Source organism: Shinella sp. NM-101, assembly GCF_021401195.1.
GTDB lineage: Bacteria > Pseudomonadota > Alphaproteobacteria > Rhizobiales > Rhizobiaceae > Shinella.
On sequence record NZ_JACBFT010000012.1, the window covers coordinates 43,634 to 57,375 of the forward strand.

A 13,742-nucleotide genomic window follows, 5' to 3' on the forward strand; every position below is an offset into this window, starting at 1 on the left:
GAAACACCGTCATGAGCGCATTCAAGCCTCTCGTCTTCTCCGGCGTCCAGCCGACCGGCAACCTCCACCTCGGCAACTATCTCGGCGCGATCCGCAAGTTCGTCGCCCTGCAGGAGGACAACGACTGCATCTACTGCGTCGTCGACCTGCATGCGCTGACCGCCCAGCTCGTCCACGACGACATGCGGGGCCAGATCCGCTCGATCGCCGCCGCCTTCATCGCCTCCGGCATCGACCCGAAGAAGCACATCGTCTTCAACCAGTCCGCCGTGCCGCAGCATTCCGAGCTCGCCTGGATCTTCAACTGCGTGGCGCGCATCGGCTGGATGGAGCGCATGACGCAGTTCAAGGACAAGGCCGGCGGCAAGAATGCCGAGCAGGTCTCGCTCGGCCTTCTCGCCTATCCGAGCCTGATGGCCGCCGACATCCTCGTCTACCGCGCGACGCACGTTCCGGTCGGCGACGACCAGAAGCAGCATCTGGAGCTGACGCGCGACATCGCCCAGAAGTTCAACATCGACTTCGGCGCCCACATCCGCAAGGCCGGCACGGGCGTCGACATTGTCGTCGGCGAGGAGCCGGTGCATGCCTATTTCCCGATGGTCGAGCCGCTGATCGGTGGCCCGGCGCCGCGCGTCATGAGCCTGCGCGACGGCACGAAGAAGATGTCGAAGTCGGATGCCTCCGATCTCTCGCGCATCAATCTTCTCGACGATGCCGACACCATCTCCAAGAAGATCCGCAAGGCCAAGACCGACCCGGATGCCCTGCCGAGCGAGGCCGAGGGCCTCAAGGGCCGTCCCGAGGCGGAAAACCTCGTCGGCATCTATGCCGCGCTCTCCGACAAGTCCAAGGCCGACATCCTCGCCGAGTTCGGCGGCCAGCAGTTCTCGGTCTTCAAGCCGGCGCTGATCGATCTCGCGGTCAACGTGCTTTCGCCGATCACCGGCGAGATGCGCCGCCTGATGGACGACACCAGCCATATCGACGCGATCCTCCGGGACGGCGCCGAAAGGGCGCGGGCGCGGGCCGAGAAAACCATGAAGGAAGTTCGCGACATCATCGGCTTTGTGCAGTAAAGTAGCCTTGAAAAGGCCGTGTATCAGGAGCGCGTATGGTTTCTCGACGACTTTCCCGCCTTGAAGGGCACCGCCGCAAGTTCCTGGCGGTCATAGACGACACGCCGGAATGCCAGCGCGCCGTCCATTATGCGGGAATGCGGGCGAAGAATTCCAACGGCGGCGTCGTCCTGCTCTACGTGATCGCCAATGCCGATTTCCAGCAATGGCTCGGCGTCGAGGAGATCATGCGGGCGGAAGCCCGCGAGGAGGCGGAGGCCGTGCTCGCCAAGGCGGCGCAGGCGCTGCGCGAGGCGATCGGCATCGAGTCGGAAACGGTGATCCGCGAGGGCGTCGCGAGCGAACAGATCAATGGCCTCATCGAGGAGGACCGCGACATCGCGATCCTGGTCCTGGCCGCCGGCTCCGCCAAGGAAGGGCCGGGTCCGCTGGTCTCCTCGCTGGCAAGCCGGGCCCAGGCCTTCCCGATCCCGGTGACGGTCATTCCCGACCAGCTCACCGACGAGGAACTGGATGCAATGAGCTGATCCGCCTGTCTTGAAGAGCGGCGCGCAAACGCCTATCTTCTTTTGAATTATTCTAAAGGAATGGGCCGACCGAAGCGCCTGGCCACGGAGAGAAAGATGTTCATCCAGACCGAAGCGACGCCGAATCCGGCGACCCTGAAGTTCCTGCCGGGCAAAGTGGTGCTGGAGACCGGCACGGCCGAGTTCCGCGACGAGACGGAAGCGCGCGCGGCTTCGCCGCTGGCTGCCCGCCTCTTCGGCATTCCCGGCGTCAAGGGCGTGTTCCTCGGCTATGATTTCATCACCGTCACCAAGGACGATGCCGACTGGCAGCACATGAAGCCGGCCATCCTCGGCAACATCATGGAACACTTCATGTCCGGCCAGCCGATTCTTGCCGGCGGCGCGCTCGGCGGCAGCGAGGATGAAGGCGGCGAGTTCTTCGATGAGGGAGACGAGACCATCGTGGCCACCATCAAGGAACTGCTCGACACCCGCGTGCGCCCGGCCGTGGCGCAGGACGGCGGCGACATCACCTTCAAGGGTTTCCGCGACGGCGTCGTCTACCTCAACATGAAGGGCGCCTGCTCGGGTTGCCCCTCCTCGACGGCGACGCTCAAGCACGGCGTCCAGAACCTTCTTCGCCATTTCGTACCGGAAGTGCAGGAAGTTGAAGCCGTCATGTAAGGCCCGCGCACCAGGCACCCGGTGCCCGGCATGATCGTCCTGGCGATCGATACGGCGGGCACGGGCTGCTATTCGGCGCTCTATGATTCCAGTCAGGATGCGGTCCTCGGCGCCGCCGGCGCCGATATCGGCCGCGGCCATGCCGAGCGGCTGATGGAGTTCGTCGACGCGGCGCTCGACGCCGCGGGCGTCAGCCTCGCGGCCGTCGGCCGCATCGCCGTTACCGTCGGTCCCGGCTCCTTCACCGGCATCCGTGTCGGCGTCGCCGTCGCGCGTGGCCTTGCGCTCGCCCTCGGCATTCCCGCCGTCGGCGTTTCCAGCCTTGCCGCGCTCGCCGCCGATCACGGCACCGGCGCGCCCTTGCTTGTGGCGATGGACGCCAGGCGTGACGAAGTCTACTGGCAGCTTTTCGCCGACGACGGCGAGGAGGCAACGCCCCCGGCGATCGCCACCATGGCCGAGGCGCGCGCCATCGCCGCCGGGCACGGCGGCGCGTTTGCGGGCTCCGCCGCCCATCTCCTGCGCGACGATGCACCGCCACAGGCCGACGGTGCGTCCATCGTCACGGTCGCCCGTCTCGGCGCCCGCCTCGATCCGCAGGACCACCTGCCGAGGCCGCTCTATCTGCGCGGTCCCGATGCCAAGCCGCAGGCGGGTTTTGCGATCCGGAGAGCCTGAATGTCCCTCACCGACTATTTCACCCGCAAGCCCGTCTTCGAGATATTCCCGCTCGAAACGGAAGATGCCGGCATTGCCGCGGCCCTGCACCGCGCGCGCTTCGCCCGGCCGTGGAACGACGGCGAGTTCCATTCGCTGCTCTCGCAGGAGCCCGTCTTCGGCTTTCTCGCCCTGAAGGAGGGCGCGCTCGGCCGCACGGCCGGCGGCTTCGTGCTGGCGCGCGCCACGGCCGGCGAGGCGGAGATCCTGACCATCGGCGTCGACGAGCGATTCGCCCGCGCCGGCCTCGGCTGGCGGCTGATGCTGGCGGCGCTGCGCGAGGCGAAGATGCGTGGCGCGGAGGATATTTTCCTCGAAGTCGACGAGGGCAATGCCGCCGCCCGCGGCCTCTACGCCAAGCTCGGCTTTTCCAAGGTCGGCGAGCGCAAGGCCTATTATGCCGCCGCTGACGGCAGCCGGTCCACGGCGCTTGTCATGCGGCGCGATCTTCGCTAGTCCCCTTCCGGGGGGCATAACGAGAAGGGCTGGTCGCATGGTTGATGCGGAAAAATCGCTGGAAGAGATTTGCGTCGAGCGCGGCATGCGCATGACCGAGCAGCGCCGCGTCATCGCGCGCGTGCTGGAAGCTTCCGCCGACCATCCGGACGTGGAAGAGCTCTACCGCCGCTCCTCCGCCGTCGACGCGCGCATTTCCATTTCCACCGTCTACCGCACGGTCAAGCTCTTCGAGGATGCCGGCATCATCGAGCGTCACGATTTCCGCGACGGCCGCTCGCGCTACGAGACCGTGCCGGACGAGCACCACGACCACCTGATCGACCTGAAGACCGGCCAGGTCATCGAGTTCCATTCACCGGAGATCGAGGCACTGCAGGAGCGCATCGCCCGCGAGCACGGCTTCAGGCTCGTCGATCACCGTCTGGAACTCTACGGCGTTCCGCTCAAGGAGGGCGAGTGAGGCGAAGGCCTTCAAGACCCCCTCCGCCTGCCGGAATCTCCCTCACAAGCGGGGAGAAAGCAGGAGGCTTGCTCTTCCTTTCCATTTTCCCTCCCACGGAGCGGCAGGGTAAGCCCCTCCCCCCTGGGGGAAGAGGTCGGGGAGTGGTCTCCTCCCACCTCCGGGTGACCGCGTGATCACCTGGCTGCGCATCGCCCTCGGCCTCGTCATCCTCGCCACGGTCACGCTCGTCCTGCTGCCGGCCCAACTCGTCGGCCTGCGCTTCAATCTCAAGATCCGCCGCTACCTGCCGCGCCTCTGGCACCGCGTCGCCTGCCGGGTGCTCGGCCTCAAGGTGCGCCTGCACGGCACGCTGGAAAGGAGCCGCCCTCTCCTGATCGCCGCCAACCACGCCTCCTGGAAGGACATCATGGTGCTCGGCTCCGTCGCCGACGTCGTCTATATCGCCAAGTCCGAGGTGCGGACCTGGCCGGTCTTCGGCACCCTCGCCCGCCTCCAGGCGACCATCTTCATCGAGCGCGAGCAGCGCCAGAAGACCGGCGACCAGGTGGACGAGATCGCGCGGCGGCTGGCGGACGGCGAGATCGTCGTGCTCTTTCCGGAGGGCACCACCTCGGACGGCAACCAGCTCCTGGAGATCAAGACCTCGCTCTTCGGCGCGGCAGCCTCCGCCGTGCCGCATGCACCGGACGGCGTCGTGCACATCCAGCCCGTCTCCATCGCCTATACCGGCCTGCACGGCATGGCGATGGGCCGCTACCACCGCCCCATCGCCGCCTGGCCCGGCGATATCGAGCTCCTGCCGCATCTCCTCGGCATCGCGCGGGAAGGGGCGGTCGATGTCGACGTCGATTTCGGCGAGCGCGTCGACTACACGCGGGCGAGCAACCGCAAGGACGTGAGCCGCACGGTCGGCGCGCGCATCCGCGCTATGCTCGGCGCCCGCTTGCGCGGCCGCTAGAAGGCCCCAGGCGACGGGGCTTCATTTTCCGGCCTTTTTCCACTATGGAAACGGCCATGAGCGAACAGTCCGTCATCCCTTCCCCGGCCGATGCCGAGCCGATCACCCGCAAGGTCTTCGTCAAGACCTACGGCTGCCAGATGAACGTCTACGACAGCGAGCGCATGACGGATGCGCTGTCGAAGGACGGCTATCAGGCGACGGACGTCCTGGAAGAGGCGGACCTCGTCCTCCTCAATACCTGCCACATCCGCGAGAAGGCGGCCGAGAAGGTCTATTCCGAGCTCGGGCGCTTGCGCGAAATGAAGAAGGCGCGCGCGAAGGACGGCCGCGGGATGGTGATCGGCGTCACCGGCTGCGTCGCCCAGGCCGAGGGCAGGGAGATCCTGCGCCGCGCCCCTTCCGTCGATCTGGTGATCGGCCCACAGACCTACCACCGCCTGCCCGAGGCGCTGCGCCGCGCCAAGGACGGCGAGCGCGTCGTCGAGACGGACTATGCGCTGGAAGACAAGTTCGAGCACCTGCCCGCGCCGGAAAAGGCCAGGACCCGCGCCCGCGGCGTCACCGCCTTCCTCACCGTGCAGGAGGGCTGCGACAAGTTCTGCACCTTCTGCGTGGTGCCCTATACGCGCGGCTCGGAAGTCTCCCGCCCCGTCGCCCAGATCGTTGCCGAGGCCGAGCGCCTCGCCGAGGCGGGCGTGCGCGAGATCACCCTGCTCGGCCAGAACGTCAACGCCTGGCACGGCCTCGGCCCCGATGGCTGCGAATGGGGCCTCGGCGACCTCCTTTATCGCCTTGCCGAAATCGAGGGCCTCGCGCGCCTGCGTTATACGACCAGCCACCCGCGCGACATGGACGACCGCCTCATCGAGGCGCACCGGGGCCTGCCGAAGCTGATGCCCTACCTGCACCTGCCGGTGCAGGCCGGCTCCGACCGTATCCTGAAGGCCATGAACCGGCGCCACACGGCGGCCGAATATGTCGCCCTCATCGAGCGCATCCGCGCCGTCCAGCCGGAGCTTGCCATATCCGGCGATTTCATCGTCGGCTTCCCCGGCGAGACCGACCAGGACTTCGAGGATACGATGCGCCTCATCGAGACGGTGGGTTATGCACAGGCATTTTCGTTCAAGTATTCCATCCGCCCCGGCACGCCCGGCGCGGAAATGGATGGCCATGTCGCGGAACATTTGAAGGCCGAACGTCTTGAAAGATTGCAGGCTTTGCTCTTCCGCCAGCAGCGCGACTTCGCAAGCGGCTGCATCGGCAAGGAGATCGACCTGTTGCTGGAGAAGCCCGGGCGCCTGCCCGGCCAGCTCGTCGGCCGCTCGCCCTGGCTGCAGCCTGTGAATATTGATGCAAAAGGTTCTGAAATCGGTGACATTATCCGGGTACGAATCACCGATGCCGGGCCCAACAGCCTCTTCGCGCAAGCGATCGGTTGACGGGCGGAACGCAAGGAGCCTGACCGCTTGAACGGACACGAACTGATGACGTCATCGCCGCGCCAGTCGAAACAAGGGACCGACGCCAATCAATTCGTGCTCACTTTCGAGAACAATCGATACGCAAGCGAGCTCTTCGGCCAGTTCGACCAGAACCTGAAGCTCATCGAGCAGCGCCTCAACATCGATGCGCGCGCCCGGGGCAATTCCGTCTCCATCTCCGGCGAGGTGCTGGCCACCAACCAGGCCCGCCGCGCGCTCGATTATCTCTACGACCGGCTCCAGAAGGGCGGCTCCATCGAGCTTTCCGACGTCGAGGGCGCGCTCCGCATGGCGATCGCCGCGGACGACCAGCTCTCGCTGCCGACGATGGAGCGCAAGGCCAAGCTCACCATGTCGCAGATCTCCACCCGCAAGAAGACCATCGCCGCCCGCACGCCGATGCAGGATACCTATATCCGCGCGCTGGAACGCTCAGAGCTCGTCTTCGGCGTCGGCCCGGCCGGCACCGGGAAAACCTATCTCGCCGTCGCCTATGCCGCCCAGCTTCTGGAGCGCGGCGCGGTGGACCGCATCATCCTCTCGCGCCCGGCCGTCGAGGCCGGCGAGCGCCTCGGCTTCCTGCCCGGCGACATGAAGGAGAAGGTCGATCCGTATCTGCGCCCGCTCTATGACGCGCTCTACGACATGATGCCGGGCGACAAGGTCGAGCGCGCCATCACCGCCGGCGTCATCGAGATCGCGCCGCTCGCCTTCATGCGCGGCCGCACGCTGGCGAACGCCGCCGTCATCCTCGACGAGGCGCAGAACACGACCTCGATGCAGATGAAGATGTTCCTGACCCGTCTCGGCGAGAACGGCCGCATGATCGTCACGGGCGATCCGAGCCAGGTCGACCTGCCGCGCGGCGTCAAGTCCGGCCTCGTGGAAGCCCTGCAGATCCTCCATGGCGTCGAAGGCGTGTCCGTGGTGCGCTTCAAGGATGCCGATGTCGTGCGCCACCCGATGGTCGCCCGCATCGTGCGCGCCTACGAGGCGCAGACGGCCGTGCAGGACGAAAGCGAGCAGATGGACCGCTGAGGCGGACCTCGAAACCATGAGTACACTGGACATCCAGATTTCCATCGAGGAGGGCGCATGGCCCTCCGAGGCGCACCTTGCCGAAATGAGCGAGCGGGTACTCGGCGCGGCGGCGGAATGCCTGCGCAAAGAGGAAAAGCAGCCCTTCCCGACGACTGGCGCGCCGGAAGTCTCGCTCGTCTTCACGAATGACGAGAGCATCCGCGCGATCAACGCGGAATGGCGCAGCCAGGACAAGCCGACCAACGTCCTTTCCTTTCCCGCCTTCCCGGTGACGCCCGGCAAGATGCCCGGCCCGATGCTCGGCGACATCATCTTCGCCGAGGAAACATTGACCCGCGAGGCGGCCGATCTCGGCAAGTCATTCGACGATCATCTCACGCATCTCATGGTGCATGGATTTCTGCATCTCTTCGGTTATGATCACATGGCAGACGAAGAGGCTGAAAAAATGGAGGGGCTGGAGACTCGCATTCTTGCCGAGCTTGGCCTATCTGACCCTTACGGGGATGGCCCCGAAGAATAGTTTGGACCAATGAGCGATTTCAGAAACCAGCCGGCAGCGGCGGAAACGAACGAGGCGGACGCCTCAAGTCAGGACGAGGCGGGCAGTAGTAGCAGCGCGCCGAGGCAGGAAAGCGGGGGCCGGTCATCCTTCTGGTCCCGTGCGACACGGCTTTGGCGCATGACGGGCGCCTCCACGCTGCGCAAGGACCTCGCCGAGGCCCTGATGACGGAAGACACCGGCGGCGAGCCGGCCTTCCTGCCCGAAGAACGGGCGATGCTGCACAACATTCTCCGCTTCCGCGAGGTGCGCGTCGAGGACGTCATGGTCCCGCGCGCCGATATCGAGGCCGTCGACCAGGACATCACCATTGCCGAGCTGATGGTGATCTTCGAGGATTCCGGCCGCTCGCGCATGCCGGTCTACAACGAGAGCCTCGACGACCCGCGCGGCATGGTCCATATCCGCGACCTCCTCGCCTATGTCACCAGGCAGGCCCGCAACAAGCGCCGTAACGGCGCCAAGCCCGCAGCCGCCACCGGTGAAAAGCCGGCGCGTGCGCCGAAGGCCGAGTTCGACCTCGGCCGCGTCGATCTGTCCAAGACCGTCGCCGAGGCCGGCATCATCCGCCAGGTCCTCTTCGTGCCGCCGTCGATGCTGGCCGCCGACCTCATGGCGCGCATGCAGGCCGACCGCACCCAGATGGCCCTCGTCATCGACGAATATGGCGGCACGGACGGCCTCGCCTCGCTGGAGGACATCGTCGAGATGGTCGTCGGCGACATCGAGGACGAGCACGACGACGAGGAGGCGATGATCCAGCGCGTCAGCGACGACGTCTTCATCGCCGACGCCCGCGTCGAGCTGGAGGAACTCGCCGAGGCCATCGGCCCGGACTTCGACATCCGCGAGCAACTGGAAGACGCCGATACGCTCGGCGGCCTGATCTTCGCCTCGCTCGGCCGCATCCCGGTTCGCGGCGAAGTGGTGCAGGCGGTCCCCGGCTTCGAATTCCACGTCCTCGACGCCGACCCGCGCCGCGTCAAGCGCGTGCGTGTCACGCGCAAGCGCGCCAGTGCCGTCCGCCGCCGCGAGCGCCGCCCGGAAGGCGAAGGCGCCGGCCCCGCGGCCGACCGTGCCAGGCTGAACGAGCAGCAGAACGACGGCGCGAGCGCCGAATAGGGTCTCAAGCGACAGCCGCCTGCCGGCGTGTCCCTGAAAAAACAGGCCGCCGCAAGGCTCCGCACCCCGACCCTCTTCCCGCAGGGGGAGAGGGGACGTGCTTCGCGCGGGCATTGTTTGAGCTCGCTGCCTTCTCCTCGCAGCCAAGGAGACGGTGGTCGACAGGCCGGATGAGGGGGAAGCGTCCCATTCTGGCTGCCCGCAGCACGCAAATGCGCCGAAACCTGCTGTCCACCCCACCGTCGCCCATGCATGACGCGGGACAAGGCGCTGCTTTTTTGGAAGACTGGCGCGGCTGATTCGGGGACGAGCGAAAAAGGGGACGGCATGGAGCGGCTGGCGGGCAAGGTCATGCTCCTGTCTGGGACGAGACGGGCGCTGGCGGCATTTCTTGCGGGTCTGGTCGGCGTGCTGGCGCTGCCGCCCTTCGGCTTCTTCGCGGCGCTCTTCGTTTCCTTCACGCTGCTCGTCTGGCTCCTCGACGGCGCCAGCGCCGCCCCGCAGGCCGGCTTCCTCAGGCGCCTGGCGCCCGCCTTCTCCATCGGCTGGTTCTTCGGCTTCGGCTATTTCGTCGGCGGGCTCTGGTGGCTCGGCAATGCGCTGCTGGTCGAGGCGGACGCCTTCGCCTGGGCGCTGCCGCTCGCCGTCTTCGGCCTGCCGGCCTTCCTTGCCGTCTACTACGGCATTGCGGCCGCGCTCGCCCGCCTCCTCTGGTCCGACGGCATGGGCCGCATCGCCGCGCTCGCCCTTGCATTCGGCGTCGGGGAATGGCTGCGCGGCACGCTCTTCACCGGCTTTCCCTGGAACGCCGTCGGCTACGGCATCATGCCCGTGCCGCTGCTCATGCAGTCGTCGGGTATCGTCGGCATCGCCGCCATGAATGCGCTCGCCGTCTTCGTCTTCGCGGCGCCCGCCCTCCTCGGCACGCGGCGGGGCAGGGGGCTCGGCCTTTCGCTCGCGGCGCTGCTCTTCGCCGCCCATGTCGGCTACGGCTACTACGCGCTCGACATCGCACCGATGCCGGAAAGCGACACCACCGTCGTCCGCCTCGTCCAGCCGGTGATCGACCAGGCGATGAAGCTGGACGATTCCGCAAGGGCCGAGATCTTCGAGCGGCATCTGGCACTGAGCGCGGCAAAGCCTGCGGACGGCGGCCAGCGGCCGGACATCATCGTCTGGCCGGAAACCTCCATCCCCTTCATCCTGACCGACAATCCCGATGCCCTCGTGCGCATCGCCGCCGTGCTCGATGACGACCAGGTGTTGGTCGCCGGCGCGGTGCGCAGCGAAAGCGCCGGCTCCGGCAAGGCCCCGCGCTATTACAACTCCATCTACGCCATCGACGGCAAGGGGCAGATCGTCGGCGCCGCCGACAAGGTGCATCTCGTTCCCTTCGGCGAATACATGCCGTTCGCCGAGGTCTTCGAGAGCTTCGGCGTCAGTGCCGTCGCCATGCCGGGCGGCTTTTCCGGCGCCCGCGAGCACCAGCTCGTGACGGCCCGCGGCAAGGGGCTGTATCCGCTGATCTGCTACGAGGCGATCTTCCCGTCCGAGATCAACGGTGCGTCCGCTGCGGCCGCCGCCCTCCTCAATGTCACCAACGATGCCTGGTTCGGCAACACGCCCGGCCCCTACCAGCATTTCAATCAGGCGCGCCTGCGCGCGGTCGAGCGCGGCCTGCCGCTGATTCGGGCCGCCAACAACGGGATTTCGGCCGTCGTGGACGCGAAGGGCCGGGTCGTTTCGGGCCTGGCCTACGACGTCCCTGGCTTTGTCGATGCAACCCTTCCGGGTAGGTTCTCGCCGGCAGAACGGGCAACGCGGCAGAACACGGCGTTTCTGATCGTCCTCGGCATACTCCTCGTGACCGCGCTTCTTTCTCGCCTGGGTTTTAGAAATCGGATGAATTGACCCAAAACCCCTAAAATAGCATAGTGCACGCCGCCGGCCGTTCTCTTGTAATGTAGCGACCATAAGAGTCTGCGCATACAACGTGACGTTAAGTTTTCGTTAAGGCTGCCGGTGGGTAGGGGCCATTTCCGCGTTAGGACAAAAGTGATGATGGAAAACAAGAAGAAGCCGAATCCGATCGATATACATGTCGGCAGCCGGATCCGGCTTCGCAGGACCATGCTCGGCATGAGCCAGGAGAAGCTGGGCGAGAGCCTCGGCATTACCTTCCAGCAGATTCAGAAATACGAAAAGGGCACCAACCGCGTCGGGGCCAGCCGCCTGCAGAACATTTCCAGCATCCTCAACGTGCCGGTCTCGTTCTTCTTCGAGGATGCGCCGGGCGAGCAGGGCGACGCCCAGGCCGGCCTTGCCGAAGCCTCCAGCTCCAATTACGTGGTCGATTTCCTCTCCTCCTCCGAAGGCCTGCAGCTCAACCGCGCCTTCGTGAAGATCGGCGATCCCAAGGTCCGCCGCAAGCTTGTCGATCTGGTCAAGGCGCTCGCCGCCGAAGCCGAGATCGAGTGATCCTTCCCTCTCGGAACGGATGGACGAGCGGCCCTTCGGGGCCGTTTTCGTTGTTGCGCGGGCCCTGTATCCTGCGCGCGACAGGCGCGGCAAATCGCCCGAACAATTGAGACATAAAGATATTCTTATGTCCTTCTGTTCTTGTCATCGGCCGGCGAACTGAATAACAACGTCGAAGTCCATTTTCTTTGAGGGGAATTCCCGCATGCGCAGCAGTTATCTCTTCACCAGCGAGTCCGTTTCCGAGGGCCACCCGGACAAGGTTTGCGACCGCATCTCCGACGAAATCGTCGATCTGGTCTACCGCGAAGCCGTGAAGTCGAAGGTCGACCCCTGGTCGGTCCGCATTGCCTGCGAGACGCTTGCCACGACCAACCGCGTCGTCATCGCCGGTGAGGTCCGCCTGCCGCCGAGCCTGATGAAGAAGGACAAGGACGGCAGGGACGTCATCAATCCCTCGAAGTTCAAGTCGGCCGCCCGCAAGGCCATCCGCGACATCGGCTACGAGCAGGACGGCTTCCACTGGAAGACGGTGAAGATCGACGTGCTGCTGCATTCCCAGTCCGCCGACATCGCCCAGGGCGTCGACAACGCCGCCGACAAGCAGGGCGACGAGGGCGCGGGCGACCAGGGCATCATGTTCGGCTATGCCTGCCGCGAGACCGCCGAGCTGATGCCGGCCCCGATCTACTATTCGCACCGCATCCTCCAGCTCCTCGCCGCCGCCCGCAAGAAGGGCGAGGGCGATGCCGGCAAGCTCGGCCCGGACGCCAAGAGCCAGGTGACCGTGCGTTATGTCGACGGCAAGCCGGCCGACGTCGCCTCCATCGTGCTCTCCACGCAGCATCTCGATGCCAACTGGGATTCGAAGAAGGTGCGCGAGGTCGTCGAGCCCTATATCCGCGAAGCGCTGCATGACATCGCCATCGCCGATGATTGCTCCTGGTACATCAACCCGACGGGCAAGTTCGTCATCGGCGGCCCGGATGGCGATGCCGGCCTCACCGGCCGCAAGATCATCGTCGACACCTACGGCGGCGCGGCCCCGCATGGCGGCGGCGCCTTCTCCGGCAAGGACACGACGAAGGTCGACCGCTCGGCCGCCTATGCCGCCCGCTACCTCGCCAAGAACGTCGTTGCCGCCGGCCTTGCCGACCGCTGCACGATCCAGCTCTCCTACGCCATCGGCGTCGCCCAGCCGCTTTCGGTCTATGTCGACCTGCACGGCACGGGCAAGGTGAGCGAGGACGCCGTGGAGGCCGCGATCCGCAAGGTCATGGACCTCTCGCCGTCGGGCATCCGCCGTCACCTCGACCTCAACAAGCCGATCTATGCCAGGACGTCCGCCTATGGCCATTTCGGCCGCAAGGCGGGACGCGACGGTTCCTTCTCCTGGGAGCGCCTCGACCTCGTCAAGGCCCTCAAGGACGCACTGAAGAACTGAGGCCGACATGACCGATGCAGAGCGCCGCAGCCGCGCGTCCGAAGCCTTTTTCGGCCGCCGCAAGGGAAAACCCCTGCGGGAACGCCAGGCGCAGCATCTCCAAACGTTGCTGCCGGCGCTGAAGGTCGATCTTTCGACCCCGGCTCCGGCGGAACTCTCCACGCTTTACGACTTCAGCCCTGCCCGCATCCGCCTCGAAATCGGCTTCGGCGGCGGCGAGCACCTCATCCACCGCGCGCTGGAGACGCCCGACACCGCCTTCATCGGCGTCGAGCCCTTCGTCAATTCCATGGCGAAGCTGGTCGGCCGCGTCGAGGAAACGGGTGCGCGGAATATCCGGCTCTACGATGACGATGCGACGGAATTGCTGGACTGGCTGCCGGCGGCCTCGCTCGACCAGATCGACCTTCTCTATCCCGACCCGTGGCCGAAGAGGAAACACTGGAAGAGGCGGTTCGTATCCAGGGTCAATCTGGACCGCTTTGCCCGGGTGCTGAAGCCGGGCGGGCTCTTTTGCTTTGCGTCCGACATCGACACCTATGTCAACTGGACGCTGATGCACTGCGGGGCACATCCCGCTTTCGAATGGACCGCGGAAAACGCGGCCGATTGGCTCACGCCCTATGCCGGCTGGCCGGGCACGCGCTACGAGGCCAAGGCCAGGCGCGAGGGCCGCAAGTCGGCCTATCTCACCTTCCGCCGTCTCTGACGGAAAGCGCTGTTCGAAGCATTGCGGTCG

The 13,742-nt window shown here is 66.0% G+C and carries 15 protein-coding genes; all 15 read left to right on the forward strand.

Going from position 1 to position 13,742, the window contains the following annotated elements; translation table 11 throughout:
* Positions 1-11: 11 nt before the first annotated feature.
* The 15 genes from trpS (at position 12) to trmB (ending at position 13,712) form a co-directional block, all read left to right on the forward strand.
* Positions 12-1,079, forward strand: coding sequence for a tryptophan--tRNA ligase (gene trpS, locus L0976_RS20380; RefSeq protein WP_234189078.1), 1,068 nt, complete (start codon positions 12-14; stop codon positions 1,077-1,079).
* 35 nt (positions 1,080-1,114) lie between these two features.
* Positions 1,115-1,606: a universal stress protein gene (locus L0976_RS20385; RefSeq protein WP_203317323.1), complete on the forward strand. Its 492-nt coding sequence runs from the start codon at positions 1,115-1,117 to the stop codon at positions 1,604-1,606.
* A 96-nt stretch (positions 1,607-1,702) separates the two neighbouring features.
* Positions 1,703-2,272, forward strand: a complete 570-nt coding sequence (locus tag L0976_RS20390; protein ID WP_203317324.1) for a NifU family protein — start codon at positions 1,703-1,705, stop codon at positions 2,270-2,272.
* Between the two features lie 30 nt (positions 2,273-2,302).
* Positions 2,303-2,950, forward strand: a complete 648-nt coding sequence (gene tsaB / locus L0976_RS20395) for a tRNA (adenosine(37)-N6)-threonylcarbamoyltransferase complex dimerization subunit type 1 TsaB (protein ID WP_234189079.1) — start codon at positions 2,303-2,305, stop codon at positions 2,948-2,950.
* Positions 2,951-3,445 carry a GNAT family N-acetyltransferase gene (locus L0976_RS20400; RefSeq protein WP_234189080.1) on the forward strand — a complete coding sequence of 165 codons (495 nt, stop codon included), beginning with the start codon at positions 2,951-2,953 and terminating at the stop codon, positions 3,443-3,445. It abuts the gene before it with no gap.
* 37 nt (positions 3,446-3,482) lie between these two features.
* On the forward strand, positions 3,483-3,908 hold the full coding sequence (locus L0976_RS20405; protein WP_203317327.1) for a Fur family transcriptional regulator: 426 nt from the start codon (positions 3,483-3,485) through the stop codon (positions 3,906-3,908).
* Positions 3,909-4,080: 172 nt separating this feature from the next.
* Positions 4,081-4,869 carry a lysophospholipid acyltransferase family protein gene (locus tag L0976_RS20410; protein WP_234189081.1) on the forward strand — a complete coding sequence of 263 codons (789 nt, stop codon included), beginning with the start codon at positions 4,081-4,083 and terminating at the stop codon, positions 4,867-4,869.
* 56 nt (positions 4,870-4,925) lie between these two features.
* Positions 4,926-6,314 carry a tRNA (N6-isopentenyl adenosine(37)-C2)-methylthiotransferase MiaB gene (gene miaB, locus L0976_RS20415; protein WP_234189082.1) on the forward strand — a complete coding sequence of 463 codons (1,389 nt, stop codon included), beginning with the start codon at positions 4,926-4,928 and terminating at the stop codon, positions 6,312-6,314.
* 27 nt (positions 6,315-6,341) lie between these two features.
* A complete protein-coding gene (locus L0976_RS20420; protein ID WP_234189083.1) occupies positions 6,342-7,394 on the forward strand; it encodes a PhoH family protein in 1,053 nt (350 codons plus the stop codon).
* 16 nt (positions 7,395-7,410) lie between these two features.
* Positions 7,411-7,920 (forward strand): rRNA maturation RNase YbeY, encoded by a 510-nt coding sequence (gene ybeY, locus L0976_RS20425; protein ID WP_234189084.1) that lies wholly within the window; start codon positions 7,411-7,413, stop codon positions 7,918-7,920.
* A 9-nt stretch (positions 7,921-7,929) separates the two neighbouring features.
* Positions 7,930-9,081, forward strand: a complete 1,152-nt coding sequence (locus tag L0976_RS20430) for a hemolysin family protein (protein ID WP_234189085.1) — start codon at positions 7,930-7,932, stop codon at positions 9,079-9,081.
* 327 nt (positions 9,082-9,408) lie between these two features.
* Positions 9,409-10,992 (forward strand): apolipoprotein N-acyltransferase, encoded by a 1,584-nt coding sequence (gene lnt, locus L0976_RS20435; RefSeq protein WP_234189086.1) that lies wholly within the window; start codon positions 9,409-9,411, stop codon positions 10,990-10,992.
* A 147-nt stretch (positions 10,993-11,139) separates the two neighbouring features.
* A complete protein-coding gene (locus L0976_RS20440) occupies positions 11,140-11,559 on the forward strand; it encodes a helix-turn-helix domain-containing protein (RefSeq protein WP_203317334.1) in 420 nt (139 codons plus the stop codon).
* 205 nt (positions 11,560-11,764) lie between these two features.
* The gene (gene metK, locus L0976_RS20445) at positions 11,765-13,003 is read left to right on the forward strand and encodes a methionine adenosyltransferase (RefSeq protein WP_234189087.1); all 1,239 of its coding nucleotides are present in this window, start codon (positions 11,765-11,767) and stop codon (positions 13,001-13,003) included.
* A 7-nt stretch (positions 13,004-13,010) separates the two neighbouring features.
* Positions 13,011-13,712 (forward strand): tRNA (guanosine(46)-N7)-methyltransferase TrmB, encoded by a 702-nt coding sequence (gene trmB / locus L0976_RS20450; protein WP_234189088.1) that lies wholly within the window; start codon positions 13,011-13,013, stop codon positions 13,710-13,712.
* The last annotated feature ends 30 nt before the right edge of the window (positions 13,713-13,742 follow it).

What these genes read in the sequence shown, in the direction of transcription:
- trpS (WP_234189078.1), top strand. Translation starts at nt 12, where the DNA reads ATGAGCGCATTCAAGCCTCTCGTCTTCTCCGGCGTCCAGCCGACCGGC.
- L0976_RS20385 (WP_203317323.1), top strand. Translation starts at nt 1,115, where the DNA reads ATGGTTTCTCGACGACTTTCCCGCCTTGAAGGGCACCGCCGCAAGTTC.
- L0976_RS20390 (WP_203317324.1), top strand. Translation starts at nt 1,703, where the DNA reads ATGTTCATCCAGACCGAAGCGACGCCGAATCCGGCGACCCTGAAGTTC.
- tsaB (WP_234189079.1), top strand. Translation starts at nt 2,303, where the DNA reads ATGATCGTCCTGGCGATCGATACGGCGGGCACGGGCTGCTATTCGGCG.
- L0976_RS20400 (WP_234189080.1), top strand. Translation starts at nt 2,951, where the DNA reads ATGTCCCTCACCGACTATTTCACCCGCAAGCCCGTCTTCGAGATATTC.
- L0976_RS20405 (WP_203317327.1), top strand. Translation starts at nt 3,483, where the DNA reads ATGGTTGATGCGGAAAAATCGCTGGAAGAGATTTGCGTCGAGCGCGGC.
- miaB (WP_234189082.1), top strand. Translation starts at nt 4,926, where the DNA reads ATGAGCGAACAGTCCGTCATCCCTTCCCCGGCCGATGCCGAGCCGATC.
- ybeY (WP_234189084.1), top strand. Translation starts at nt 7,411, where the DNA reads ATGAGTACACTGGACATCCAGATTTCCATCGAGGAGGGCGCATGGCCC.
- L0976_RS20430 (WP_234189085.1), top strand. Translation starts at nt 7,930, where the DNA reads ATGAGCGATTTCAGAAACCAGCCGGCAGCGGCGGAAACGAACGAGGCG.
- lnt (WP_234189086.1), top strand. Translation starts at nt 9,409, where the DNA reads ATGGAGCGGCTGGCGGGCAAGGTCATGCTCCTGTCTGGGACGAGACGG.
- L0976_RS20440 (WP_203317334.1), top strand. Translation starts at nt 11,140, where the DNA reads ATGATGGAAAACAAGAAGAAGCCGAATCCGATCGATATACATGTCGGC.
- metK (WP_234189087.1), top strand. Translation starts at nt 11,765, where the DNA reads ATGCGCAGCAGTTATCTCTTCACCAGCGAGTCCGTTTCCGAGGGCCAC.
- trmB (WP_234189088.1), top strand. Translation starts at nt 13,011, where the DNA reads ATGACCGATGCAGAGCGCCGCAGCCGCGCGTCCGAAGCCTTTTTCGGC.